Origin of the sequence: Bradyrhizobium sp. 4, from assembly GCF_023100905.1 — a bacterium.
Taxonomy (GTDB): Bacteria; Pseudomonadota; Alphaproteobacteria; order Rhizobiales; family Xanthobacteraceae; genus Bradyrhizobium.
The window spans coordinates 145,189-171,605 of the sequence record NZ_CP064687.1 but is presented as its reverse complement, the minus strand read 5'-3'; the positions used below and the strand labels follow the sequence as shown (position 1 = coordinate 171,605).

General features: G+C 59.2%; 22 protein-coding genes and 6 pseudogenes. 8 read left to right on the top strand and 20 right to left on the bottom strand.

The features are described 5' to 3' along the window. Nucleotides 1–203: 203 nt before the first annotated feature. The 11 genes from IVB45_RS38255 to IVB45_RS38205 form a co-directional block, all read right to left on the bottom strand. Entirely contained in the window at nt 204–1,190 is a 987-nt protein-coding gene (locus IVB45_RS38255; protein ID WP_247360733.1) for a pyridoxamine 5'-phosphate oxidase family protein, read from the bottom strand. A 27-nt stretch (nt 1,191–1,217) separates the two neighbouring features. After that, on the bottom strand, nt 1,218–1,829 hold the full coding sequence (locus tag IVB45_RS38250; RefSeq protein WP_247285543.1) for a glutathione S-transferase: 612 nt from the start codon (nt 1,827–1,829) through the stop codon (nt 1,218–1,220). Between the two features lie 199 nt (nt 1,830–2,028). Next, nucleotides 2,029–2,262: a hypothetical protein gene (locus IVB45_RS38245; protein ID WP_247360731.1), complete on the bottom strand. Its 234-nt coding sequence runs from the start codon at nt 2,260–2,262 to the stop codon at nt 2,029–2,031. A gap of 117 nt (nt 2,263–2,379) precedes the next feature. Further along, complete coding sequence (locus tag IVB45_RS38240; RefSeq protein WP_247285541.1) at nt 2,380–3,456, bottom strand: carbon-nitrogen hydrolase family protein; 1,077 nt, start codon at nt 3,454–3,456, stop codon at nt 2,380–2,382. Nucleotides 3,457–3,547: 91 nt separating this feature from the next. Then, a complete protein-coding gene (locus IVB45_RS38235; protein ID WP_247360728.1) occupies nt 3,548–4,531 on the bottom strand; it encodes a molybdopterin-dependent oxidoreductase in 984 nt (327 codons plus the stop codon). An 88-nt stretch (nt 4,532–4,619) separates the two neighbouring features. Next, nucleotides 4,620–5,513, bottom strand: a complete 894-nt coding sequence (locus IVB45_RS38230; RefSeq protein WP_247360822.1) for a LysR family transcriptional regulator — start codon at nt 5,511–5,513, stop codon at nt 4,620–4,622. Nucleotides 5,514–5,702: 189 nt separating this feature from the next. Then, nucleotides 5,703–6,503: an ABC transporter ATP-binding protein gene (locus tag IVB45_RS38225; RefSeq protein ID WP_247360726.1), complete on the bottom strand. Its 801-nt coding sequence runs from the start codon at nt 6,501–6,503 to the stop codon at nt 5,703–5,705. Between the two features lie 4 nt (nt 6,504–6,507). Continuing rightward, a complete protein-coding gene (locus IVB45_RS38220; protein ID WP_247285537.1) occupies nt 6,508–7,356 on the bottom strand; it encodes an ABC transporter permease in 849 nt (282 codons plus the stop codon). Then, complete coding sequence (locus tag IVB45_RS38215) at nt 7,356–8,681, bottom strand: CmpA/NrtA family ABC transporter substrate-binding protein (protein WP_247285535.1); 1,326 nt, start codon at nt 8,679–8,681, stop codon at nt 7,356–7,358. Before IVB45_RS38215 ends, IVB45_RS38220 begins: the two co-directional genes overlap by 1 nt. 124 nt (nt 8,682–8,805) lie before the next feature. Continuing rightward, nucleotides 8,806–10,371 carry a cation acetate symporter gene (locus IVB45_RS38210; protein ID WP_247360723.1) on the bottom strand — a complete coding sequence of 522 codons (1,566 nt, stop codon included), beginning with the start codon at nt 10,369–10,371 and terminating at the stop codon, nt 8,806–8,808. A gap of 9 nt (nt 10,372–10,380) precedes the next feature. Continuing rightward, the gene (locus IVB45_RS38205) at nt 10,381–10,674 is read right to left on the bottom strand and encodes a DUF485 domain-containing protein (RefSeq protein ID WP_247285533.1); all 294 of its coding nucleotides are present in this window, start codon (nt 10,672–10,674) and stop codon (nt 10,381–10,383) included. 400 nt (nt 10,675–11,074) lie between these two features. Between IVB45_RS38205 and IVB45_RS38200 the strand changes: the two are divergent. The 3 genes and pseudogenes from IVB45_RS38200 to IVB45_RS38190 all read left to right on the top strand — a co-directional run. Further along, a pseudogene (locus tag IVB45_RS38200) lies at nt 11,075–11,354 on the top strand (IS110 family transposase); the annotation flags it as partial. Nucleotides 11,355–11,379: 25 nt separating this feature from the next. Beyond that, the gene (locus IVB45_RS38195) at nt 11,380–11,661 is read left to right on the top strand and encodes a hypothetical protein (RefSeq protein ID WP_247360828.1); all 282 of its coding nucleotides are present in this window, start codon (nt 11,380–11,382) and stop codon (nt 11,659–11,661) included. A 184-nt stretch (nt 11,662–11,845) separates the two neighbouring features. Further along, entirely contained in the window at nt 11,846–13,393 is a 1,548-nt protein-coding gene (locus IVB45_RS38190; RefSeq protein ID WP_247285532.1) for a Fic family protein, read from the top strand. 264 nt (nt 13,394–13,657) lie between these two features. Here the strand turns inward: IVB45_RS38190 and IVB45_RS38185 are convergent, their stop codons facing one another. The 6 genes and pseudogenes from IVB45_RS38185 to IVB45_RS38160 form a co-directional block, all read right to left on the bottom strand. After that, nucleotides 13,658–13,816, bottom strand: coding sequence for a transposase domain-containing protein (locus tag IVB45_RS38185; RefSeq protein ID WP_247360820.1), 159 nt, complete (start codon nt 13,814–13,816; stop codon nt 13,658–13,660). Nucleotides 13,817–13,885: 69 nt separating this feature from the next. Further along, nucleotides 13,886–15,237: pseudogene (locus IVB45_RS38180) on the bottom strand (IS66 family transposase); the annotation flags it as partial. A gap of 69 nt (nt 15,238–15,306) precedes the next feature. Beyond that, nucleotides 15,307–15,660: an IS66 family insertion sequence element accessory protein TnpB gene (gene tnpB / locus IVB45_RS38175; protein ID WP_007601228.1), complete on the bottom strand. Its 354-nt coding sequence runs from the start codon at nt 15,658–15,660 to the stop codon at nt 15,307–15,309. Then, nucleotides 15,657–16,079 (bottom strand): transposase, encoded by a 423-nt coding sequence (locus IVB45_RS38170; RefSeq protein ID WP_247807638.1) that lies wholly within the window; start codon nt 16,077–16,079, stop codon nt 15,657–15,659. Before IVB45_RS38170 ends, tnpB begins: the two co-directional genes overlap by 4 nt. A gap of 619 nt (nt 16,080–16,698) precedes the next feature. Next, nucleotides 16,699–17,778 carry a hypothetical protein gene (locus tag IVB45_RS38165; protein WP_247360299.1) on the bottom strand — a complete coding sequence of 360 codons (1,080 nt, stop codon included), beginning with the start codon at nt 17,776–17,778 and terminating at the stop codon, nt 16,699–16,701. Between the two features lie 203 nt (nt 17,779–17,981). After that, the gene (locus IVB45_RS38160) at nt 17,982–19,223 is read right to left on the bottom strand and encodes a hypothetical protein (RefSeq protein ID WP_247360301.1); all 1,242 of its coding nucleotides are present in this window, start codon (nt 19,221–19,223) and stop codon (nt 17,982–17,984) included. A 356-nt stretch (nt 19,224–19,579) separates the two neighbouring features. Between IVB45_RS38160 and IVB45_RS38155 the strand changes: the two genes are divergently transcribed. Together IVB45_RS38155 and IVB45_RS38150 are read left to right on the top strand one after the other, a co-directional pair. Beyond that, on the top strand, nt 19,580–19,879 hold the full coding sequence (locus IVB45_RS38155) for a hypothetical protein (protein ID WP_247285503.1): 300 nt from the start codon (nt 19,580–19,582) through the stop codon (nt 19,877–19,879). Between the two features lie 11 nt (nt 19,880–19,890). Next, on the top strand, nt 19,891–20,745 hold the full coding sequence (locus tag IVB45_RS38150; protein ID WP_247360303.1) for a hypothetical protein: 855 nt from the start codon (nt 19,891–19,893) through the stop codon (nt 20,743–20,745). A gap of 179 nt (nt 20,746–20,924) precedes the next feature. Here the strand turns inward: IVB45_RS38150 and IVB45_RS38145 are convergent. Together IVB45_RS38145 and IVB45_RS38140 are read right to left on the bottom strand one after the other, a co-directional pair. Then, nucleotides 20,925–21,360: pseudogene (locus tag IVB45_RS38145) on the bottom strand (nitrilase-related carbon-nitrogen hydrolase); the annotation flags it as partial. Nucleotides 21,361–21,451: 91 nt separating this feature from the next. Then, nucleotides 21,452–21,868, bottom strand: coding sequence for a hypothetical protein (locus IVB45_RS38140; RefSeq protein ID WP_247285501.1), 417 nt, complete (start codon nt 21,866–21,868; stop codon nt 21,452–21,454). A gap of 413 nt (nt 21,869–22,281) precedes the next feature. Here IVB45_RS38140 and IVB45_RS38135 point away from each other — a divergent pair. Then, nucleotides 22,282–22,491, top strand: a pseudogene (locus IVB45_RS38135) (transposase); the annotation flags it as partial. A gap of 2 nt (nt 22,492–22,493) precedes the next feature. Here the strand turns inward: IVB45_RS38135 and IVB45_RS38130 are convergent. Then, nucleotides 22,494–23,875: pseudogene (locus IVB45_RS38130) on the bottom strand (IS110 family transposase). A 222-nt stretch (nt 23,876–24,097) separates the two neighbouring features. Here IVB45_RS38130 and IVB45_RS38125 point away from each other — a divergent pair. Continuing rightward, a pseudogene (locus IVB45_RS38125) lies at nt 24,098–24,244 on the top strand (IS3 family transposase); the annotation flags it as partial. A gap of 265 nt (nt 24,245–24,509) precedes the next feature. Beyond that, a complete protein-coding gene (locus tag IVB45_RS38120) occupies nt 24,510–25,415 on the top strand; it encodes a hypothetical protein (protein ID WP_247360304.1) in 906 nt (301 codons plus the stop codon). Nucleotides 25,416–26,417: the final 1,002 nt, after the last annotated feature.

The window sequence follows — 26,417 nt, the reverse complement described above, 5'->3', positions numbered from 1 at the left end:
GCCGTGGCAGCTCCACGGCCTTCTCAACCCGCCAGTTGGCAGGCCCCCAAATGGTGAACTCTGGCAGTCGCGCCAGAGAGCTGAATTCGGCCGATCAATCCGTGAATATCGCCCTAGAATCGTCGGGCCGCGATCAGATTGGCCCTGCCGATCTCCATCGGCGCCTCGAGACTGTCATGCTGGCTCTCCCCAGCTCCGTTGGGTCACTGGAAACGCTCACCTCTCGGCCAAGCTCCCGTGGTGAGCGCCCTCGGAGAATATTCGACCACCTCTCCGATGAGAGGGATCGCCGCAGCGCGCACTCTCCGGCCGGCCGTGACATGAAGCCGCCAGGCGCGCTCGGCGCCCTTGAAGCCCTGAATCGGCGGATCATTCCAGAGCAACTCGATCGTCCCGTGCAGAATTAGGACATCGCCGACGACAAAGTCGACAAAAAGCAGTCCCGCCCTGGGATTGGACATAAAATTCCCAAGCGTGTTGAAAAAGGAATTACCCGCAAAGTCCGGAACGGTGATCTGGTTATCCGCCACGTGAATGAAGCCTGGCTTACCGCCGCGGTGAGAAATATCGCAATCGAACGATGATCCGTCATCTGAAGCCGCACATGAGGCGACGAAGAAGGTCGCCGACTGGCGGATCAGCTCTCGTGCCGCATCGTCCAAGACGGCGAACGCCTCGACCTCGCCGGGACCGAGTTGCTCCGGCGCAGCGGATGGTGCCGCGCTGATATGGCGCGTGTGGATGTATTGAGGGCAATTGCCAAAGCTCTGCACGACCGCCACCTCGAAACTTGTCTGGTCGAGGGTGATCAGCGTTCCGTTCATGCGGTTTCGCCGACGATTGGTCAGGTCTATGCCCAGCACTCCCAAGCTGGCGCCCACGGAAAGATTCGTTCCGAGCAGGTCGAAGGTTTTCGGTAACGATTCGATGCGCAGCCGTCCTGGATCCGGTGAAGAGACGAATCCGCGCGGGCCAAACAGGACCGAAGGGATCGGCCAGCCCGCTCGGTCCGACGAGCCGACAAGGAGGTATTCGAGTCCTGCGAAGAATTCACGGTGCTGATCGGGCATCCATGTGCGGATGGAGGTTTTCCCGCGCTCGCTCATTCTGTCGGCCACGCCGACGCGTCGCTGCACGTCGATCTCGCCCTGGTGAAAAGGAGACGAGCTCCGTTCGGAAAGGCTGGTCATGACCGCACCTCGAAGAAGATTTGCCGATCAGCTCGCAGGCGCGCTTGGCATCCGCTGAAAATTCGGAAGTGCTTCCAGCCGCCCCAGCCAGGCGACAATGTTCGGGTAGGAGGACAGTTCAATGCCTCCCTCCGGAGCGGCCCGTGTGTAGCTGTAGCAAGCGAGATCAGCCACGGTCGGATGGGTTGCCGCGAGAAATTCGTGCTTCGCAAGATGACCATCCATCACGCTGAAAAGACTGCTGGCGACCCCGGCCGCTTGCCGGCCATCGACGGGCAAGTTGAACACCTTGCCCAGCCGAGCTGTTGCTGGTCCATATGCCAGCTGTCCCGCTGCCACGGACAGCCAACGTTGCACGGCAGCCGCACTGACCGGATCTTCCGGAAGCCACGTCTCGGTAGTGTCGTAGCGCTTGGCCAGATAGATCAGGATTGCGTTGGAATCGGCAACGACGGTGCCGTCATCATCGACGACAGGTATCTGCCCGAACGGGTTCATTGCGAGATAGGCCGGCGTCTTCCGCTCGGCAGGGGGCGTTGGGATCAACTCGTAAGGAAGCGAGAGAAGCCCGAGCATGAGCTCGACCCGGTGGCTGTGTCCCGACAATTTACCGCCATAGAGCTTGATCGTAGCTGACATTCCCAACTCGCTTTCGCTATTCAAACGATGTCTCGGTACTTATCATTTCCCATTCGGACGATAATCGAATGTTCCTTCAATTTACCATTGCGGTTTTTGCAACGATCCAGACGAGCAGAATGACTGGCCGCCTTTTTTCCCTCTGAACTCGCGCAACACGTTCTTCTGAACCTCTCCGATCGTATTCCGGGCAGCTCGCTCACGCAGAAATCGTTGATCGGCAGGTTGTAGGGAACCAGCCGTCCTTCAGCACCGCCACGCCATCCCTTTCCCCTGCAGCGCCTCCTGCCGTCGGGACGGCGGCCGCGACAACTCGCTCGCCGAAATCAGGATGTGGCAGTCCGACGACGGCGCTTTCGAGCACATCTGGAATGCGGTCGATCTCGAGTTCGAACTCCTTCGGATGAACGTTGTAACCGCCCGAAATGATCACATCCTTCGCGCGCCGACCTTCAAAGGGAGCCGACGGCGGAACGCACGAGTTCTGTCGGTCGCTGCTCCAACAGCTCGCTGAGAACGCGCTTCATCTCGGCCCCCTTTGATGGATCACTCAGTCCGCAACTGCCCGCTCAAGCTCGGCCACTCTGGGTCTGACCGTCTCCTGCTGCGAGGACTGGACCGGCCGTTCGTCCCCCTCGCCTGTTTCCATGTCGATAAAAACGGCCGGCTCGCGCTGTGAACGGTCAATCGTCAGCGAAAACACATCGAAACGATTGTAGTAGCCTACGACATCGTGAAATTGCTTCGGTTCGACGCATTGCGCGACGTCAATATCGGCATATGCGATGCCTTCGCTGTCTGAGAGGACGTCGCTGATAATCTGCCCTGTTGGATCGAGGATCATCGATACAGCATGCGGTGTGCCCTCGATCAGATCCAGCATGGCGGGGTTAGCCTGTCCGAGCGCGTCCTTCATACCTACGTCCATGCAGGCGGACGAAACGATGTTGAAGCATTTGGCTTCAAACGAATGAGCTCCAGCCCGGATCTCGATGGCCCTGCGTAGGTCATAGCCCCCCTTCTCCTTGGAGGGACGCGTCGGCCAGATCGGCGGGTAGGTCGAAATATGAACTTGCTCGCCCTGCGCCATCAATGAATAGCGGGCAAGTGGATTCGTATTCTCACCACAAATCAGCATGCCAATGCGGCCGATGGAGGTCTGCGCGACGCGCAACCCACGCGCATCTCCGGCAGCCCAGACCAGCTTCTCGTAAAAGGTCGGAACGAGTTTGCGATGATGATTCAGGATCGATCCATCTTGGCCGATCAAAAGATTGGAGTTCCAGATACAGCCAAGGCTGGCAACCGTCCCTTCCGTAAAACCGATAGAGACCACGACGTTGTGGCGCTTGGCCGCCATCCTGACCTTTGTCAATTCCGCGCTGTCGAGCCGCAATGCCTGGGCCGACAACGCTCTGAAGAAATCATGAGACATGATCGGCGCCTGCAGCGCCGCCCACACGGGAAAGCCGGGAATGAACGATTCCGGGAAAGCAACCAGCGAGGCACCGTTGCGTGCCGCTTCGGCAACGAGGTCGCAGGCCTTGTCTGCACTTTTGGCCGCGTCGAGGAAAACTGAAGATGTGTGGCACGCGGCAGCTTTGAAGCGCGGCAAATTCGACGGCATTTGAGACGATCCTCTCGGTTTCTGACACCACAGGTTAGTCTTTCGCCGGCGGTGGCGAATGCGGAAAATCTGCACGAGCGGTTGCGCGTCTTCAGACGACCAGGACCGGCACGCGATAGATCGCGTTGCGTCGGCCGCCGGCCGGCTGATTCTCGCCCGATCGCGAGATCGCCCGAGACAGGAGACCGCAGCATCCCTCTTTTACTATCCAATCACAGGTGAACTTGGTCCAGGATCGTCCTGACACCTTCTCCAAGCGGCATCCCTGCCAGTTCCGCCCTTCATCGGCGCTCAGTTCGACCGCCGCAATTCCGTCGTCACCCCAGGCCCATCCCCAGACCTGCAAAACCTCGTCACGCCTGAGCTGACGATTCGGCTTTGGCGCCACGATGACCGATTGGGGGGCGATCGCCCACACCGGCTGGGTCGAGCCGTCCGGCGCGAGGTCGTTGTACCATGTGGTGGTGAAGACGCCCGGAGCCCGCTCCGAGCGCAATTCGAGCTTGCGGAGCCATTTGACGCTGTTCGTGCCGTAGAAGCCCGGGACCACCAACCGCAACGGATACCCGTGCTCAGGAAGCAGCGGCGCTCCGTTCATCTCGTAGGCGAGCAAGACGTCGTCGGATATCCGGGAGAGCGGCAGATCCTTGATGTAATGTCCGCACGCGATGCCTCCGAAGTCGCCGGAGTCCGCCCCCTGTGACCAAACGAAATTTGCGCTCCTCGCCACGCCCGCTGATCCTAGCACATGATCCAGACGAACGCCCGCCCAGCGCACGTTGCAGACCCGCTGCGTGGGCTTGTCGGGCGCCAGCGGGCTACCTGCACATTGATGCACCGAGACCACCTCGGTCTTTGGAAGCGACTTGAGCTGACCGACGGAGAAGCTCGCGGGCGTCTCGACCAGGCCGGCGATTTCCAGCGTCCAATCATCCCCATGAGTGACATCGAGAACACCGAGATGGCACAACACGATGCAGCCTTCGACTGGCGTGATGCGGTCGGTCAGCAGATGCGGTTCAGAGGGAATTCGGCCGAAGAAGCCGCGTACCTTGTACGTAAAGTCGTCAGCCATCGCAGCGCTCCCTCGCGCCGGCATTCTAGTACATCACGGGAGGACGTCGACCGTAAGAAATTCCGCAGATACACTTGCGCGTATTCGATCACTCGAATTCGTTCAGGTACGCTCTGTCCGCCTTGAAGATCTCATGAAGGAACCGCAGCAGCGTACGGACCCTACCCATATATTCGATATCCTCATGGACGGAAATGTAGAGCGATCGCGTGACCACCACATCTTTCATGAGCCATACAAGGCGAGGATCCTTTTTTGCCGAGAAGAAGGGCAGAAGGCCGATGCCACGCCCGACAGCGATCGCATTCTGCTGGGCTGCCATGCTGGTCGATCGAAAGACGACGCTCTCCGGCACCAGGACGTCGTGAAGCCACTGCACCGGCTGGATAGCCACGAGATCGTCGACATAATCAATGAAATCGTGACGCTTCAATTCTTCCATGGTGCCCGGCGTCCCCCGTTCCACGATGTACCTGGACGACGCGAACAGCCCAAGCTTGAACTCGCCAGCTTTTTTGACCGAAAGTTTGGGGCCCACGAGGGGAACGAAGCTGATGCACACATCCGCCTCGCGTTTGGTCAGATTGATCAGATGCCTTTCGGTCACAAGCTCCACGACAACGCCCGGGTGCTTCTCATTGAATTGGACCAATTTTTCTGCAAGATAGAAGGCGGCAATACCCTCCATGCTCGTCAGCCGCACGCGACCCGCGGGCTCGGCGGGCGTGGCGCGGAAATCTTCCGATATCACCAGGGCCGCGCCCTCAATTTTCTCGGCCTCTTGGTAGAGCTTGTGCCCGTCCTCCGTCAGCACGAACCCGTTCGGCTTGCGGTCGAAAATCTTGATACCAAGATCTCGCTCAAGCTCTGAAATGCGCCGGCTGACCGTCGTGTGGTCGACTTTGAGGCGCCGCGCGGCCGGCATCAACCGCCCCTGCCGGGCGAGTTCAAGGAAGAATTTCAGGTCGTTCCAGTCGAACATTCGCTCCTGCGTGCCAATCCGGAAGAGGCCAACGACGAAAATCCGACGGTAGGTGACCGCCTCGCCCGCCCGATCAAACAATCTTCTACGGCGGCTTTCAAGGTGCCTGAAGGCGATTTCCGTGCCTTCGGTGCCTGAAGCCACGGGGCGCAGCCCGCTCTCGCGCTCCAGCCGCAACGATCTCGGCCGTTATAGCTCTACCATTCCCTGAGGCACGCATTCTCGTCGATACAGATACTCGAGAATTTCCTTTCTATACTGCAGACTCCCGGCGTGGGTCGCCAGTTTGAGCCGGTCCCGCGGTCGCAAAGTATCAATCTCCCAAATCCGGCCGATTCGCGCAGCCGGTCCGTTCGAGAGCGCGACAATTCGATCGCTCAGGAAGATCGCTTCGTCTATGTCGTGCGTGACCATTACAACTGTGGTCGGGGTCTTTTCCACGATGCGAACCAGTTCGTCCTGAAGGCTCGACTTGGTCAGCGCATCGAGCGCGCCGAACGGCTCGTCCAACAGCAGCACCTTAGGCTCGACCGCAAAAGCGCGAGCGATGCCCGCCCGCTGCTTCATTCCACCTGACACCTCGAATGGGTATTTGTTGATGGCGTGCTCCAGGTGAACAAGCTTCAGCGCCTGCTCTGAGCGATCCTTCAATTCGGATGCCGCGGCACCCTTGAAGGCCTGTTTGACCGCAAGGCGAACATTTTCGTAGCAAGTCATCCAGGGCAATAGAGCATGGCTCTGGAAGACCATTGCGCGCTCCGGCCCCGGGCCAGAAATCGTCGTCCCGGCGCAGCGTATTGCACCCTTTGTAGGCGCCAGAAGGCCAGCAACAATGTTTAGCAACGTGCTCTTGCCGCAGCCTGAATGGCCGATCAAGCAGACAAACTCGCTGTCTTCGATAGCGAGCGAGATTCTATCCAGCGCAAGAAGCCCCTTGCCAGAACGGTCAACAAACGACATTGACACATCGTTGATCTCGAGATCCGCCATGGTTCTATTCCCGGAAGCTGAGGCTTTCGCCTATTCGCTTGAGCAAAATATCTAGCGCCAATCCAATACCGCCGACCAGGACGATGGCGACGATCATGCTCGCGATCTGGAGATTATTCCATTCGTTCCAGATGAAGTACCCGATGCCGCTCTGTGCGCCGACCATCTCGGCAGCCACGATGACGAACCAGGCGATACCGATCGAGATCCTCATTCCCGACAGGATCATAGGCACACTGGCGGGAAAGACGACGCGCGCGACATGCTCTAATCGTGGAAGACCGAATACGCGCGAGACGTTCAGCCATTCAGCCCGCACGGAAGCTGTCCCGGTTGCCGTGCTGATCAACATCGGCCAGACTGCACAGATGAAGATGATGAAGATCGTCGAGACGGTGCTGTCGCGGAACGTATAGAGCGCCAGCGGCATCCACGCGAGTGGCGATACCGGCCGCAGGATCTGAATGAAAGGATCCAACGCGCGATGGCAAGCAGGCCATAGACCGAGCAAGAAGCCTAGGGGCACCGCGACGAGTAAGGCCAGCGTGAAGCCCAGTGCTACGCGGCCCATGGAATAGGCCAGATGCCATGCGATGCCCAGATTGTTGGGATTGTCGTGATCGAAGGCGTGTGTGATCAGATCCCGGCCGCGGAGCGCGACGATCCACGGTGAGGGGATCGCACCGGCCTGCTGACCCGGCGCGCTCTGGCCGGCAAGGCGGGCATATTCGGCGTCGGCAGCGCTAACACCTCCCGACGAACCGGCGGTGAACCAGCCCCAGACGCTTACAAATACGATGAAGATCGCGACCGAGGATACCCAGGGCTGCTGCAGCCGGCGTGACACCTCCATCAGCCCCCCTTCCGGACCGAAGACAGGTAGTCCTGCGGCTTATTGGAATCGAATTCGTTCCCGAGAATCCTTTCGGTGCCGAAGCCGACCGCTGGCGGCGTCACGCCCTGCTCGCGCATGATCCGAGCGGCATCGGTCGCCAGCATCACCTTTTCGGCGAGCACCTTATAGTCGACATCCTCCTTTAGCATGTTCCAGCGCCGGAGCTGGGTCATCAGCCAAACTGCTGCCGAATATTGCGGAAACGGCTGATAATCAACCCGCCGCGGATCTTTCCGGATGGTGCCAAGGCCGTCGGCATACGTGCCGCTCAAAACCTGCTCGAGGACAATTTCGGGAGCATTGAGATATTGCGGCTCTGACAGCACCTTCGCCATGCCGACCCGGTTCTCCGGCTTCGAGACATGAAGACTGGACGCGATGATGGCGCGGTAGAACGCCATGAATGTGTTGGGATTTTGCTGGATCCAGCTTTCCGCGGCGGTGACAGAGCAACAAGGATGTCCATCCCAGATATCCTTCGAGATCAGATGAATGAAGCCAGCGCCTTCGTAGACCGCGCGCTGACCGCCCGGCTCTCCGCCGAAAAAACCATCGATGCTTCCGACGCGAAGGCTCGCCACGTATTCGGTCGGAGGTACGATGCGGTATTTGACATCTTGGTCCGGATCGAGCCCGGCGGTAGCCAAATAGTTGCGCAGCTGCAGGGTCTGGTGACTTTGCTCGAACGGGACCGCGAATGTGAAGCCCTTCCAGTTCTTGGGATCCCGATTGTCCTTGTGCTTGTTGGCCAGGACGAGGGAGTTGCCGTTCTGGTTCAAGATGGTCAGCACCTTGATTGACTGGACGTTACCGCCGAGGCCGGCTGTCATCGTCAGGGGGACCGGCATCACCTGCTGCGAGACGTCCAGCTCGCCGTTGAGCATCTTGTCGCGGATCAGCGCGATACCGGCGATCTTCTGCAGACTGACATCCAGACCTTCCTTGCGGTAGCTGCCGAGCCTTTCGCCGTAGATCAGCGGAACGGCGCAGGTGATCGGGAGGAAGCCAACAGCCAGCTTGGTTTTCTCGAGAGGCCTTCGCTCCTGGGCAATTGCCTTCAAGGTGTCGATTGGCAGGATGCTGGAGAGAGCGCCGATGATCACCCCAGCGCCAACGGTGCGAAGCAGTTCCCGCCGCAAAACCGGCTGCGGGAAAAGGCCATGCAGAAGTGCCTGCTGGACGCTTTCGGACACGGCCTCTTCGACAGTCGGCTGCGCGGGAGCATGCGCTCCGCAACTGCACAGGCTGCCGATGAAGCGATGGTGATGTGATGCGTCGCGCATTTCTGTCCCCCTGGTCAAAATGTCCGGCTCAAAATCGTAACATTGACGCTCGAAGGGCCAACGGCGAAATTGTGCAGGAGCATCTGCAGTTCCGCGCATGCCATTCGGAATTCCCAGCTCTGGTTCACTCCGCCGATTGCGGCATCGTCCTTGAGCGCCCGAACAGGATGCGATGCTGCATCTCGTCGAAGCGGCCATCCGCGTTCGTTTCCCGCGTTAACAACGACACCGCGATCGCCACGGCAAACGATAGCGGCATGCTGATGATGGCCGGGTTACGCAGCGAGACGAACCACCAGGCGCCGCTCACCTGGGCCAGCGGCTTACCGAGCACATCGACCTGGATGGTCGGTGACAGCGCAATGAGCACCAGCGAGCTTAGCGTGCCGATCATGATGCTAGCGACGGCCGCTGGCGTCGTGAAGCGACGCCAGATGATAGCGAGGACCAGTGATGGAAAATTGGCGGCACAGGCGATGGAGAAGGCGAGCCCGGCCATGAAGGCCACGTTCTGGCCTTCGAAGGTGATGCCGAGCACGATTGCCAGCACCGAGATGGCAACGGTGGCGATCCGCGCCACTTTGAGCTGCTCAGCCTCCGATGCCGTACCGTGGCGAACGACGTTGGTCCAGACATCATGGCACAACGTAGCCACACCGGAAAGCGTGAGGCCTGCCACCACCGCCAGCATGGTGGCAAACGCAACTGCGCAGATGAAACCGAAGAAGGCGTCGCCGCCGACTGTGAGGGCGAGCAGAGGTGCAGCCATGTTGCCGCCACCGCCGGCTTTCATCACCGCCTCCGGGCCGACCAGCACCATGGCCCCAAAGCCGATGATGAACACCATCAGGTGGAAGAAGCCGATCAGCCCGGTGGCATAAAGTATCGATAGTCGCGCGGCCTTGGAGTCCCGAACCGTGTATACCCGCATCAGGACGTGCGGCATCGCCGCGGTGCCGAACATCAGCCCGAGGCCGAGTGAGATCGCGTCCCATTGCCCCGAAACCACCTTCGAACCTGGCTGCAGCACTCTTGTGCCGTACTTCTCCGCCGCTGCGGCGAACAGCTTGAGCGGGTTCATTTCGAAATGCATCAGGACCAGGACTGCCAGGATCACTCCGCCGGCGAGCAGCAGCGCCGCCTTCACCACCTGCACCCAGGTGGTGGCGAGCATGCCGCCGAACAGCACATAGATGAGCATGGCAGCACCGACCAAAGCCACCGACCAAGTGTAGGGCAGGCCGAACAGCAACTTGATCAACGATCCGGTCGCGACCATCTGGGCGATCAGGTAGAACAGGATCACCGCCAGCGTACCGACCGCCGCGGCGAGCCGCACCGGCTTTTGGCTGAGCCGATAGGCGACCACGTCCGCGAACGTGAATTTCCCGACATTGCGCAGTGGCTCGACAATCAGAAAGAGGATGATCGGCCAGCCGACCAGCCATCCAATCGAGTAGACCATGCCATCGAAGCCATTCGAGGTGACAATGCCGGCAATGCCGAGCAGCGCGGCCGCGCTGAGGAAGTCGCCAGCGAGCGCCCAGCCATTCTGCCATGCAGTGATCTCGCCGCCCGCGGCAAAGAAGTGCTCCGTGGTACGGGTGCGCCGCGCCGCCCAGTAAGTAATCAGGAGCGTCAGGACCATAAATGCGAAGAAGAAGCCGATCGAGAGCGAGTTGTTGGCCATCGCGAGGTCCTATCGTTCGAGGTCACGAAGGCTGGCATCAAATACCCGGTTCGCCCACAGCACATAGATGAGGCAGAGCAGGAACGATGAAACGATGACGAGAGGGCCGAGCACGATGCAAAGCGAGAGCCCGGGCGCAAGCACAGTGCCCAAAAGCGGCTTGTCGAATGCGAACAATGCCATGAAGCCGAAATAGATCGTGATCATCGTCGCACAAAGCAGCAGCGCGATCCGGAGGCGCCTCCGCGCGAGGGTGACAGAACGAGGCGCGACGCCGGAATTGACGGAAGTCTGCGCGTCCATCCACCCTCCAGAAGGTCTTGATATCGACTACCGGTCAGCTTCCGCCGAGCCGCAAGCGTCGGGAACCACGAAACTTTGCAATGTACTGTGCAGATTTGCGGCCTCGTCGAAGGCGATGCTGTGTCGTCTCGACGGTCGCGGCGACAACAACCATGCCGGCAATGACGGCGCGCCTGCGACGGCATTGATCCTTGCATGCAAGGATTACGTTGGCGGCGCGGGCTTGGGCAGGCGTGAGGGCGGCACCACGATGGGTGGCGTGAGTCCGAGCTGCGGACATGCAGTCAAACCGGAAACCTCGCAGAATAGCGGGCGCGACCTCCATCGGTACCGGAAGTACAAGAGGAGTTCTATCGGGGTTCTCGCCCAGCGCGTCACACTGCCGATCTACTCGACTTTCCAGGCCCTGCACCGCGTCCGCGGTCGATTTGTCGGTCAGCGCACCCGTCCATCAAACAGACCCGTGCGTTCCTCTTGGAGCGAGGCATGGTGTGCGGCAAAGCCTACATTCCCTGTTCGAGTTGCCCGGTATCTTGGCAATTAGCGCCAATGTTTTTTCGCCTTGCATGTTGCGCATCATCGAGGGTTTAGCGGAAGACTCGCGTCGACTGGATGGGCGTATCGAGGGACTATCGAGCGGGATCGAAACGCTGGCCAGTCAAGACCGGGCCTGCCAGCGAGCCGAGCTAAGCGGACCCCACCAGCATGACGAACACGCTTGCTCATCCCGATGTCATCGGCGACGGCCTCTCTCTTGCGGTCAGGGTCGGAGCCGGGATTGACAAGGATGTGGCCTCTGCGGGCTTCTGGACGCCCGGGTCAATCTTCAAGAGCGGCAGCGCCTCGCAGGTCGTGCCGTACGGTTGGCTGGACCGCGGTCGTATGCCAAGAGAATTCGTCGTCTTCAGCGGAAAATCACGATCGGAACGTCATGAAAATGATGGCGAATTTGAAAACCAGAACGTCGGCAGATCACCGGCGCCATGACGGTTCCATCCCGGAGCGACCTGGTCCGCTACTGTAATGGCGGCCGGGTTCTCCGTCCAAAGTGAACCATTTTCATGATTATTCCGTTGAGAGATTATTTTTCACGTGGTATGATGGAATTTCGAAATCCAAGCCCTCAGTGACCAAAATTCGAGGACGGGAAATGTTTTTCAGAGGAATGTAAGTGAGCGCAGAATTTTCAGGATCGGTGAATGTTTTTCACGATAGGCGATTGCCTGAGCCCGCTGTCCCCGCGGGTTATGCCGCGCTCATCGACACTTACAAGCTGGCCGTGCCGGTCCCCCGCACCCTTTCGGCCATCGGAGCCCGGCACCGTATCATTGAACAGGATGGTTGGCGGATCTACACGCCTCGCCATGCTCCCCAGGCCTCGCTTGAGGGACACCTGACTTTTGCCCTCAAGAACGAAGGAGTCGATCTTTCCGTCCTGAAGCGGCTTTTCCTAGTCGTTAACGAGGGTGACATCGCGGAGCTTGTCCGGCAGAAGCCGACCGGCATTTACACACGACGCATCTGGTTTCTGTACGAGTGGTTGCTTGGCTGCGAGCTGAATCTGTCGCTTACAGACAAGGTCTCATATGTAGACGCCATCGATACCGACCTCCAGTTCGGAGGGATTGGCACGAATTCCGCCCGGCATCGCGTTCGCAACAACCTTCCCGGCACCCCGGAATTTTGTCCGCTCGTTTTCAAGACGGCCGCGCTGAACCAATTTCTCGCGCAGAACTGGAAGGAGCGGGCGCGCGCTGTCGTCAGCGAAGTCCCGAAGGATTTGCTCGCGCGCACCGCCGCCTTTCTGCTGCTGAAAGATTCAAAGTCTAGTTACATCATCGAGGGAGAAAGGCCGCCTCAGGATCGCATTCAAAGATGGGGACGCGCCATCGGCGAGGCTGGGCGCGCGCCGCTCGATGAGCGGGAGTTTTTGCGCCTGCAAGGCATCGTCATCGGAGACGAGCGTTTCGTGAAGCTCGGGTTCCGGCAGGAAGGAGGCTTCGTCGGAGAGCATGACCGCGATACACAGCGCCCTATCCCGGACCATATCAGCGCGAGGCATGAAGACATCGCCTCTCTTATGGCAGGATTGATCGCATTCGATCTCGCCGCCGAGAACGAGCTCGATCCCATTATCGCGGCGGCGGTGCTCGCGTTCGGCTTTGTTTATATCCATCCATTCGAGGACGGCAACGGACGCATCCATCGATATCTGATGCATCATGTCCTCGCGCGGCGCGGATTTAATCCGGCCGGGGTCCATTTTCCAGTGTCATCGGCGATTCTTGACCGGATCACCGAGTACAAAGGCGTGCTGGAAAGCTATTCCAGCAGGCTACTTCCGTGCGTTCAATGGGAAGCGACCCCAAAGAATAATGTGAAGGTTTTGAACGATACCGGCGATTTCTACCGCTTCTTCGACGCCACCCCGCATGCGGAATTTCTCTACGAATGTGTACGCCAGACGATTGAGCTGGACCTTCCGAATGAGACGAGCTTCCTGCGCAACTTTGATATGTTCCGATCCGGAGTCGAAAACATCATCGACATGCCCGAGCGAACGCTCAACAACCTGTTTGGCTTTCTGCGACAGAATCAAGGAAGACTTTCAAAGCGGGCACGAGAGAACGAATTCGCCGAGCTCACTCAAGATGAAGTTGTGAAACTTGAGCAATTGTACGCGGACTCATTCGGTCAAAGCGGAGCCTTAAGTGACTAACGGCGCGTCTTGCGCAGAGACAGGAAGCCCATTCTTTCCAGCGGTGGTACGGGTCGTGTCCACGGTTGTGGTGTAGCTCGGTAGAGCAAAGCCACCCGGTCGTGCGCCTCTAATAGCGCCGTACCAGGCGGGCGCCATTGCACTGGCCACCGGAAATTCTCCCGTAGGATCGGGTTGCGACACGCCAACGGCAACAACGCAACCAGAGGCACCACCGATGATCGACGACATAATGCGAGCAGGCGTAAGCGCTTAGCCGCAACCCTATTGAGGCTGGCTTGACGTTTTGCGGAATCGCCACGGCATGAGGTCTTCGATGCGGCTATGGGGATGGCCGTCGATGATCGTCTCGAGTGTTTCGGCGATGTAGGCGGCCGGGTTGACGTCGTTGAGCTTGCAGGTGGCGACGATCGAGGCGAGCAAGGCCCAGTTTTCGGCTCCGACCTCATGACCGGCGAAGAGCGCATTTTTTCTGGTCAGGCAGACTGGCCGGATGGCGTTCTCGACAGGGTTGGTGTCGAGCTCGAGGCGCCCGTCTTCGAGGAAGCGGGTCAACCCCTGCCAGTGATTGAGCGCATAGCGGATGTCCTCGGCGAGCGTTGAGCCGCTGGAGATCATGGAAAGCTGCTTCTCAAACCACGGTTTTAAAGGGGCAGCGAGTGCTCCTTGCGCGCGGCCAACCGGATGTCTGGCGACGAGCCGCGCACCATGGCTTCGATGGCGTAAAGCTGCGCGATCTGCCGGACGGCGGCCTCGGCGATCGGAGACTTGCTGTTGCGCACCAATTTGACGAAGCGCCGGCGCAAATGGCTCCAGCAATGCACGAGCGTCCACGGCCCTTGCGGTCGAACGACTTCGGTCAGTCGATCATAACCGTCATAGGCATCGCATTGCAGGAAGCGTCCGCCAAAGCCATCCAGGAACTGCTCAGCGAAGGCACCGCTGCGACTGGGGGCATATCGGAACAGCACGATCGGCGGACTTGGGCCGCTGTGGCCGCGGTCGTCTGAGGCAATCGCCCAGAAGTAGCCTTTCTTCGTTTGGCCGCGCCCCGGATCGAGTACCGGCGCCTTGGTCTCGTCCATGAACAGCCGATCCGCCGTGGCCAGGTGGTGGCGCATGTGTTCCGCGATGGGCTGAAGATGGAAGCAGGCGCGGCCGGACCAGTTGCCCAGTGTCGCCCGATCAAGCCGGATGCCCTGGCGCGCATAGATCTCGGCCTGACGGTAAAATGGCGTATGGTCGCCAAATTTGGAGACGATCACGTGCGCGATGGCCGCTTCGGTCGGCAGCCCGCCGGGCACGACGTGCTCCGGTGCGTGCGCCTGCACGACGGGGCCGGAGCAGCGGCGACAGATGTATTTTGGGCGGCGTGTGATCAGCACGCGCCATTGCGCCGGGATCACGTCGAGGCGCTGGCTGACGTCCTCGCCGATCTTCGTCATGGCGCCGCAACCGCACGGGCAAAGCGTACTCGCAGGCTCGATGATCCGTTCCACCCGCGGCAAATGGGCAGGCAGGCAGCCGCGATTGCGATGAGAACCTTGATCCGGCGCGCTCCGCGATCGGCCCTTGATCACAGCCTCGGCTCTCTCCTGCGCCGCGTCCAGGATGCCTTGCGCGATCTCCACGTCTTCCAGCGGCAAGTGATACTGATCTGGCCGCAGCTTCTCGGACTTCGCGCCGAACTTCTCGCGTCGCAATTCGCCGAGAATGACCTCCAACCGACGCCGCGCCTCTTCCGACGTCGCCAGCGCCGCCTGATGTTCGCTCAAGGCCGCCTGCGTTTGCGCCAAAAGCGCTTTCAATTGTTCATTTTCGTCGCGCAGCGCCGCGATGCTCATGCGCTATTTCGAGCACATCGCCGCCGCGCGTGCCACATTCAAAATAGCTTCCGAGTCATTCTGCCGCAGTTATCCAGCCGCCTGGGGACGCCGCGCTTCTTCCGGGCGGACCAACCTCCAATCCAGCCCCTCGAACAGGGCTGCGAACATCGCCGGCGATATCCGTATCACGCCGTCTGCGATCGTTGGCCAAACGAACTTGCAACCTTCAAGACGCTTGTGCACCAACACCAGACCCGTTCGATCCCAGACCAAAATCTTGATCCGGTCCGCTCGTTTCGATCGGAACACGAAGGCTGCGCCGCTGAACGGGTCGAGACGAAGCATCTCCTGCACCTTCGCCGCAAGCCCATCGTGGCCACAGCGGAAGTCGATCGGCCGCGTCGCGATGTAAATCTTCAGATCGGCACCGGCCGCGATCATCGTGACGCTCGCATCGCGCGGATCACACGGGACAGCTGCTCGCCATCTATGGCTGTGTCCGTCCGCAGCACGACATCGCCGATCGCGATCTCAAGCTTGATCGCCGGAACCTGACGCTCCTCCAACGCACCTTCCACGACTAGCGGCGCGAATGTCGGCTGCGATACCTCGCGCGGCGGCAACACGCCTCGTTGCCGAAGCCGCCGTCGCCAATCGTAGATCTGCCAGCGCGTCGCTCCGTGCTTGCGCGCCACCTCGGACACCTGGGCACCGGGTAACAGACTCTCGGCGACGATCCGAGCTCTCTCAGCTTCCGAACGTACGCGGCGCCCCGATGGTCCTTCAAGAACCTCCAGCCGGCTCACCGATCCCCTCGTTGAGCCGTCCAAATGGACGTCCTTTTTGCTGTCCAATCCCATCCGAAACCTCCGTCCAAGCCGGAGGCTTCTTTCCCACGTTCATTCGAATTCTGAAGCAAGGGTATCGGCTTCGCGCTTACGGATGACCGCCATGGCCGAGCGCTACGTTAATCAGGCCCGCGAACGCGAGTTCGCCAGGATTGTCCGGGACGCTTGTCACAACGCGGCATCACGGGAGATGTCGATCCCATTCCCGTCGACAGGCTCGAAGAGATCGCAAGCGAAGTCGCTGCAAGAGCCTCGGCGCACTCAATCGGTCTCCCGTACGAGGATACGCTCAACTGGGAGCGCCTACGCGAACTGCTTCGCGTAGCGCACGGCGAGTCTGAGTAGGTAGCCAACCTCAATCTTCCTTCGCTCGCCTGCCCAGCGCATTAAGTCTCGGCGGTTGCTGGTAACGATCCCTCGCGCGGGTGAGGCTTACGGGCAGACGGGTCCCTGTCGCGAAAGCCAAGGTTAACGAGCTCACGCGCGGTAAGAAGAACGAGCGACGGGATAAAGTCCATGCGCCATGTCCGGGAAGGAATCGATGGCTCGCGGCCCAAGATCAAGTTCGGTGCCCATGCCGCTTGAAAAACGCTTCGCGCTGAAGCACTACCCATGCGTCGCGAACGTGCCCTCAAGGAGCCGCGGGGTTATTACCTGCAACAACTGGAACAGTCGGCTGCGGCGCATATTTAGCGGCGAAGTCCGAGCAGAGCCTGTTTCGATATTCGGCAGGCAAGGACGCGAGCACCGATGCGGCAGCCGCCGCCCTTGCGTCTCCCTTCGATTTCACGGTCAGGTAGGCGATCAACCGATGAAGGGTGAGAAAGATGGAGAAAAAATTCCGCGTATTGACGTAGAAGCAATGATTGCCTTCCAGGCTGCCCTCCCGGTCCTGCCGATGCCGCTGAACGATTGCTGTTCCCGCATCAAAGTCGGTGACAGCAAAATTGCCATCACCGAGCGGCGTGAATAAGGGAGGATTGCTGAGAAACTTGCTCAGGTCGAGCTCCTGTCCGCGCACAGCCCCGATCAGCGACATTCGATCCGCCATGGAGATGTTGCGGCGAACTTGAAATCCTTTCTGCAATTCAATGGCGCACACGACGTAGCGCGGAAGGCGAGTAGATTCCATTGCCTTTCCTTGAGCGGCCGGCGTGCACAGATCCTGCTTGACGAGCTGAGCCAGATGGGCAAGCGCGCCGGACACCCCGACCGCCTTCCCCTTCAGGAGCAGAGGAGCAGGATCTTTCTGACGGAGCTTGATTCCAATATCCAGCAGGTCGTCAAACTCATCGCCTGCAGGAAGGTCCATCTCGAGCAGGGACGACCACCCGAACGGCCAAAGCCAGATCGTCGACCGCACTTTCCGGTTCGTGTTCCACACGGCTCCATTTAGCGTTAAATCGAGATTCTTGGGCCTGCAGCGTACCGGCCACACAAAATCGCTGGCTTCTCCAAACGGAGTTATACTTCCTGGTACATTGCTAGCGACCGTCTGATAGCGCGGCCAAAGGTGATTCCGTCGCAGATCGAGTTCATTATTCAGAGGAAGCAGGACCAGGTTCGCAAGTTCGATCTTGGTGCCGCGGGTGCGCATCTGGCGGAAATCAGAAGCGGACCAAAGGAAATGGACCCTTGGATCGAAATCGGCCCCAACGAACGGCTGCGACCAGAGATGAACGTCAAAAACACAATAAACCACGCGCGCCATTTCAAATTCCTCGCAAGCGCCGCATCGGGGGTGACCACCTTCTATTGACCGTTTACCGTTTGTCTTCTCGCCCTTGGCGCGATATTCTCACAACGCTGTACAGCTGGGCTACGTGCCCAAAGATGCCGCCACTGCTTGCCACACAAGGCGAGCAAGGCGGCAACTATCTCCTGGGGCCGGCCGCAAGGCCGGTCCCAGCCGCATCATTTGGTCACGATGACAGGTTTGCTCTCTTTAAGCTCATCTCGCATGACCGCCAAACGCACGGCCTTCTCATCGAAGTACTTACCAATCGTATTCGTTGCTTTGAGACCGCCAGCGTCGTCCGGTTCCTTGACCGGATCATCCATTTCCGGCTGAATCTTCCACCAGGCAGCTTTTCTCATGAGTTTGACGAACTTGTTCTTTCTGACCAATTCCTCCGCTTTCGATCGCTTCGTCTCGTCGGATATCTTGAGCTTAAACCATCCGAGCAAAATCTTGCCGCCGTCGTACGTGGGCACTGCAAGCGAACCGAAAAACTGCTTATCGCCCTGGATCATCATGACGGGCTCGAAGTTGCCCCCGGCAGCGCGCAAAGCTTTCCGGAGCATTCTGCCGGGACTGTCAGTTTCCTGGACAACGCGGGCTTTGCGCCATTGACTGGCTATAAATGACAAACCTTGCAAAACGACGGCTGCAATGAAAGCAAGCGCGATCGCAGCGCCACAGAGCGCGAGAAACGCAATCGCACTTACACTTGATCCGATCCCTGCGAAACGCAGCTGCAAGGAAGGAAATCCAAGCGCCGCCAGAAGGAACAAGAGAACCGAGATAAAAATGCTGAGTGTGACGGACTCCGTCGCACCGAGTTCTACTTTCCATTTGGGAGCGAATAATCGCAAAATCATCAAGAAAAGCGTGCCGGGAATGATGTACGACGCAAGACGCAGCGAAACACCGCCAACGCTTTCCGTTCCGAATAGGCCGATGCTCAACTTCTTTTCCGCAACAAGCGCGCCGGCAGTCGTTTTGTTGTCCTTCACGTTCTGAAGTGAATAGCTGAGACCGAACCCCAGATTCTCGTCACGCTCTTCGATGCTGGAATCTGCCTTCAGGCACAATTTGTTCCGCACCAGCGTCGAACCGGGCTCAACGCTGCCGAGAACTATAGTGTCTTTTGTGGAGCACACGCCGCTTGTGTCGAGGGTGCCGACTTTCAAGAAGGTCGGCCCAAACAAGCTGAGACCCGCATCGATTATCCTGGCCTCGGTCGCATTCTCGATCCACACGTTGAAGCTCATCGTCTGGCCGGCGAGAATTTCATTGCGCTCTAGAATAACCGTCAACGCCGGCTTGCCGGGAGCATCGGCCGAGGCCGCAACGCCAGGAAGCACACAGGTCACCAGCTGAAGGACGATGGTCCAAAAAAAGCCACCCGGCCTACGATTTAAAAAAGAGCGCACGTGCCGCTCCCATTGAATTTCACGGTGCAGGCCCCGCGGCGCGTCACCGCATCAAATTGCGTTCTACTAAAGCTTGCAGTAAGCTAGACTTGCTCGGAGGGTAAGGCAAGCTCGTGCGGCAGCCTAGCCCAGCACCGCAAAATTGGCGCGAAAACGATCGAGCCCTTTTATGGCAACGACGCACCGCAGCCCGGTTCGCTTTTGAACGCGCTTGCCTGGTGTGGCCCCCCGGATACAACTCGACATTTTTCGTCAAGGCTCCTGCTACTCAGACTTGCCAAGACGGCATTACGGCCCGATCGTATCGGTTGCGACGAAAATCTATTGCGAGGAAAAACTTTTATCGGGAGACGGATATGGCCCCTCATCCTCCACCCTGCGCCGCCAATGAAGTCTTGTGGGGAAACCTGTGCTACCCCCGCATCGATGCGATCCGTATCGAGAGGGTCGGCGCCGACTACAAGTTCATCCTTGAGGAAGTGCCCGGCGAGCTGCTTCCCGGTTTAGCGGACAAAGCCGGCGATCAGGCCAATTTGCACGTCAAGAAGGCGGGCCCCGGTTTTGAGGTAACGATCACCTCGGTCCCGCACGGGGATGCGACCGATCTACTCAAGCAGCTGCGGCCTGATGAGCCGAACCTCAAGCTGCCAGACTGAGGCATGCCATAATGCTAAGTTTGTCCTTGAGGGTGTGCACGGCAGCGCTGCTCCTGACGATCCCCCTCGCCGGCTGCGGCCTTGTCCCGCCTACGCTCACAGAAGCGTGGGAGGCGCAAGATGTCGGCCCCGACATGGTGCTTAAGATAAAGCGCAATATTCTGTGCGAAACCATCAAGGGGATACGCAGGGTCAATCAAACTCCAACCGGATTCGGACCGCCGATACCGCCAGACTATGGCATTCAGTTGCAGTTGACCCCTAGCGTTGTGGAAAGCTCGGGCTTCACGCCGAACCTGACTTATAATCGTACGCTTACGAACGGATCGGAATCGGGCCTCTCGATCGGTAGGAGCTGGAGCGTAGGCCTTTCGGGAGAGCTTTCATCGACTGCAACACGAACGGATACAGCCTACTCCTACTGGAGTGTCGGCAGCATTGCGGGCCCCGGCAAGAACAAAGACATGTGCGACGAGCAGGCGTGGCCTATCGAACGAGACGCCAGCTCACTTCTCGTGAAGTCGGATTTGGGTATAGCGCGTTTTTTGGAGGACCACGTAAAGGCTGCCGATCTGCTCCATTCATCAAAGCCGCAGGGTGCGAAGAAGCCTGAAAAGATCGACGTTTACAGTTACGATCTGAAGTTCGTGGTTGTCTCCAGCGGCGGCGTAACCCCTCAATTCAAGCTTATTCCGCTGTCCGGCGGCGGAACGCCGATCCTGAACCTGAATCGCTCCCGCACACATGAGCTGCTGCTTACCTTCGGGCCAACGGGTCCCAATGGCTTCGCCCCGTCCCAAATCTCGTTTTACCAGCACATCAATACCCAACTGGGATCGACCCTCGCGCGCAGGCCTGGGCCCTAGAGGCGCCAGTTTATTAGCCGCAGTTGACTGCAGCAGCATCGCCGCGGGGAGCAAAGCGGACATCGCTTATACTTCCGCTCATGCCCGTTTTGACCGAGTAGCGCGGCGCTAGCGGCAAATGTCCGCGGGTACAGCCCTCCCGGTGCATGCGCTCCTCGAAGCGACTTCCGGTCGTCGCTTCACTCCGCACCGTTCAGGTCGGGCGCAAAAACATCGTGCGGAAGCGAGAAGTGCTCCACCCTCTTCGCCGGCTTGTTATTTAACAACAACCGAACGACGTCGGGGCGGGAGTAATGCCCCGCAGGGTCAGCCGCGTTCTTCGCTATGCCGATCGCGGCAAGATCGATAGTGGCATAGACGATCCCTACGCTGGTTTCAGGCAACTTCTCCGCGAGCGGACTGCCGTCAGGACCGTAGATTACGGCATGTCCGCCGCCCTCATGCACCAGGTTGCGCTTGTCCTCTGTATCGCACATCTCCTCGACCATCTCCCGGGAGATAACGGCGCAAGGCGCCAGCACGAAACAGGATCCTTTCGACCGCATAAATCTTGCTGACGGCATTGTTGGTCTCCCAGCCAAGCGCGTACGCAAAGGGCTCGTACATGGAGAGCGTTCGATGAACGCGCGGACCTGCGGCATGTAGCGTGGGACCGGCGGCCTGTTCTCCTTGCCCTTGCACTGCAGAAGCTCGTTGCCGTCCGCCTTCACGTCAAAGTGACATGCGCTTTGTTCTTTGCGTCGCGCAGCGAGTAGATGATCCGGCTACGGTCTTTGACGGCCGCGTCATACGCGCCCTGCCCGACGCAATGACCCATCATCGCGCTTTCGCGATCGAGCGCCGCCGGCGTCAAAAGACGCACGATCCGGCTGCCGTCGGCGAACGTCATCACCGATTCTTCGCCCTCGCCGTCGATATGGGGCGCGGCCGCCGCATTGAAAGCGAACCGCCGCATCGCCTTGTCGGCTTCAGCGATCGCCTGCGCGAGCGAGCCGATCTTAAGGAGCTTCAGCGGACGGCCTTGCTCGTCGCAGCGCTGCAGCCATTCTTCGTTGTTCACCCGCGCAGCTTCGATCCAGTCGGCAACGTGGCGCACACGCGCCTCGAGCGCGGCATTCGGCACGAAGCGATGAAACCTAACGCCGGACGCGAACTTCTCGCGCAGCCAGCCCGGTGCGTCAGGATCTTATTTTTCGAGAGGCTGAAGACCGTCCGGCCCATTGCGCAACGCGCGTTCCAGACAAATAGCCAGCAGTCGCGCTGTGGCCTGGTTCTGAGAACATCCGGCGAGGAAGGTGTTGATTTCACCACTGTCGACTACGTTGTATTCCAAAAACGGCGTGGGGCAAAGCCCGGTAAAGGTTTAACAACGCCACGGTTATAACACGCGCGCTTTCCTGTTTTCCAGCAAATCCGTTAAATCATTGAATCGTTGGAAAATTGTTCTGCACAGCGAGATAGATATTAGTGCGTGCTCATAAGGATTCGGCGGCCTGGTGATCGAAAGACAACGGTCCGGCTTTAACGCCGGCGAAGGTGGCGCTTGCCGCCGTCAAGGGCGACCGGACGATCGCTCAACTGGCCGAGCAGTTCGACGTCCACCCCAATCAGATCACGGCCTGGAAGGCCCAATTGGAAGGCGGCGCGTGCGGAGGTTTTTGACCTGGCAGTGCTGCGCCCGCCGCGCCTGCGATCGACGTAAAGTCGCTGCACGCCAAGATCGGAGAGCTGACGCTGGAGAACGATTCCTAAGAAACGGCAGCACCAGCTTTCGGCAACACGGGCTGGAGAACAAACCCGAATGCCTTGGCACGCCGATGCAGATTGTTGACGACCCGCGTGCGGTAGCGCGTCTCGTAGGATGAGCCCCCGGATCGACATACTCCATTCCGTGTCGCACCGCGTTGTAGAATAGGACTGCGATCTTGCGGGCCGTGGCGGTCACCGCCTTGGCCTTGCCGATGCGGGACGAGAGGCGCCTGTAAAAGGCGCCGAGCGCGGTGTCAGTGCGTCCGACGGTGACGGCAGCGAGGCGCAGAAGAGCCGCGGCCCGACCGCCGGATCGGCGCGTTCGTGACGAGAGCACTTTGCCGCCGGAGATCTTATTGCTCGGAGCCAACCCCAGCCAGGAGGTAAAATGCTTTGCACTTGGCCATGAGGTAAGGTCGTCGCCGCATTCCGCGATCAACTTCAGCGAAAGGTAAGGGCCGAGGCCGTCGATCATAGTGATGTCCTTTCCGAGCAACACGAACAGCGCCGCCCGCATGTCGAAAGCCAGAGCGTTCGCCTGATCGGTTCTGTTCCGACGCCGCGAGACTGGCGGTGCTGATCCATGATCACGACCCCTGTGGGTGCTGAGTTCCTTCAACACAGCTTCGATCCGGACATCGCAGGCTGATGCCTTCTCGCGATAGGCGTCGTAAAGGGCGAGTGCCTGATCGAGCGCATAACAGATGCTCGGCACGGTAGCTACCGGTGAGCGCCTTCGCGATCGCCTCGGCGCTGGAGTGGCAGCTGTAATGGCGTAAGCACGCCAGCGCCTCAGGGTCGCGCTCGCCGGCAAGGATCGCGCGAATGATGCCCAGGCCGGTCGCACCGGTGATGTCGGCCACAACGTGGTGGAGTTGAAGATTCATCTCAGTCAATGCTTTCTGCATATGCTGGATGTGTGAAGCCGCGTACTCCAGCAGAAGCTCCCGCTGACGCACGTAGGCTCGCAGTTCGGCAATCTGCCCTTTGGGTCGAAAGCCGGCTCGCAGCAACCCGAACGAATGGAGCCGCTGCAGCCACTGCGCGTCGCTGACATCGGTCTTGCGCCCCGGCACGTGCTTGGCATCGCGCGCGTTGACAAGAAACACAGTGAACCCCCGTGCATCGAGAAGCTCGAAGATCGGGATCCAGTAGACACTGGTCGATTCCATGACGGCGGTCTCGACGCCGCATTCTGAAACCAGTCGACCAGCCGATGCAGATCAGCCGTGAAGGTACCAAAGCTGCGTACTGGCTCAGGTGCGCGATCTGCCCTGACGGCAGCCATGTGCATGGTCGCGCCAATGTCGATGGCAGCCGCGTTCGGGTGCACCATGGGCATCGTGCGGTCGGCCCTGGATTTCGATTTGTTGCGGTTCATCTCCAATCCTCCTGCTGACACGGCGGAAGGGCTGGGCTACGCAATTTATTCATATTCCTAGACGGGATCGCCGGGACGGCGTCACCACTCTCACGTACGCAACAGCCCATGGACCAGGTTTTCTAGCGGGGTCACATGCCACCAAAATCATATCGGCCGCTCCCTTCCGGCCGCAGTCTAGCGGCAATGCGTTTCTATCCCACAGGGAGCGAGCAGCGCTGAGACCAGTTTTTTAGAAGGCGCGCTCACCAAGGCGGGATTGCTGAGCGCAAAGCGATGATCGACCGCGAGCACGATCTGTCGATCACCAAGCAAGCGGAAGTTTTGCAGATCAGCCGCGGCAGCATTTATCACCTGCGGCGTCCCATGAGACTTGGGCGAGCAAAGCATGCCGTCACCGCCGGGGTAGTCAAGAGGCTTTCTACCAAGAGGTGTGAGTTGCTTCACAATCGCGCTATGCAATGTTGGGTCGTCACGCTAGAATGCGCTCCTTGGACACATTGCGATGTGTGAAGTGGGATCACGCTTTTCACTTGCGGCCCAGCGTTGCTCTAATAGCGGGGCCGTCTTCTTAATTTGTCGCAATGATGCCCGTGCGCCGACCATGGCAGTCTGAACAAGCAGAGGGGGTAACATGCAGAGGATGGCCGTAGTACGCCTGTCACTGCCGAGCACATCTCCCAGTGCAACAAAGAAAGAGTTTTGGACCAACTATTGGCAGAGCAGCAGCCCGACTCGATCTCCCGCACCCGATGACAATGAACGGGCGCTCATTCAAGAGTTCGGGACAAAGCTCGCGCAGAAGATTTCTCGTGTGGATCGGAGTTGGAGGGACGTCCGCATCGAAGTACGCGGCGTGCGGTATGGCTCCATCGAACTGTTACTACTCGTCATCGGCGGGGAAGAGCTATTAAGCGAGATGTTCTGGACGGTGCTCGAATTCAGTGCGCCGGAGGCGTTCAACGACACCGTGAATGGCAACGTAGCCTTGCAAGCGCACGTCTCGCCAGGGCAAGGGGGACTTGCCGGCGGCGCAGGTGGGCATGGTGGGGGCGCAGGTGGGCATGGATTTAATCGGGCTCTTGCGGCCGCGAGGACGCCACTGACCGCGCTCATACTCGGCGCAGTGATCATCATCTACCTTTTGATGTGGAGGGTGGAATCGCTCGAAAAAGAGTACACCGCGTTGCACCACGACCACACGTCGGTGGTGAACAAGCTGACCGAGCAGAACACCGTGCTGACCACAGGACTAATGCTAAGGCTTGGTATTCCCGTGCCGCCCGGGAAAGACGAGCACAAGCAGGAAGGCAAAGCTGAAACTTCGACGCCGTCGCACAGTTCGCAGACGCAGGCTCCTCCCGCCTCTTCCCCGCTGCTTCCTCCTCCGGCTGGATCGCCACACACGAAAGCGGAGCCAGCGCCGCCGACACAGATATCACCATCTCCTACCTCTGAGCCACAGACGGGAACATCATCGTCCCCACAGCCAAACGTGCAGTCATCTCCACAAGGCGAGAAGCGCGGAGAGTCCCACTAATCTCTAAGATGTTCGTTGCCGTAGAAACTCGGTGGGCTGCTTGCAGTCCTGGCGTTGCCTAAGGTGCGGAATTCCTCGCATCTGAACCAAAAAGGAGGCTCAAGGTCCCATCTTCCCATTGTGAGTGAATCAGGAGGTCAACCATGTCCTACCCGATCTACCGCAGACCGCAAAGAGAGGAACTTCTCAGCCAAGGTGACATTCTGGATCCCGAGCCCTTGCGGACAACCTTGAAGAGGCATCAGCGCCGATCATTTACCCTATCGATCTCCATCGCGACGGTGGCATCAATCTCCGCGGGTTCGTGCGTGGTTGCCGGAGGACCGTGAAATTCGAAATGACTAGGCTTCCCAAGCTTGGGCGGAGGAATGGGGGACTTGCGCTGGGCGCGGATTGCGCCATCGTCGCCGGCGCGACAGACAGAAAGGCGACGGCATGAACGGCCTCGGTCTCTCAGGACGCATCACCGTGATTTCCGGCGGTTGCGGCGACATCGGCCGAGCCGTGCGCGAGCCGCAAGTCTCCTCGTGCGCGAACTAAGGTTGAATCTGATGCTTCGCCTCGCTGGTCAATTTGAAGGCACAAGCGACGCTTTCGCGGACAACGAAAGAATTGGGTTGGAGGCGTCGCGTGCAAGAGGTCGTGATGCACGCCAATCTCCGCCTCGCCCGGATCGGCTATTCAGCCCACCCAGTCAATGGCCGTGCACTCGACGAAGTTCTAGTGATGAACGCGAACTATAGACTATCTCAACGAACTTCCACGCTGAAGGCAGGACCGTCTCATCCCATGTGTTACCGAGTGGGTCCGGGTCCACATCGATGCGGGTTGCCACAATCATAAGGTAGTGTCTTACATATGCCGAGCGAAGCTCGGCAGCTTGCACACGTAGTCAACTTCCATTTTGGAACCCTGAACCCATGCTCCCTTGCAGAGTCGGTAAACCGGGCGTACCGCTGAGGTTGATGTGAAGATCAAAAAGAACTGGTTGAGTGTCGGCGG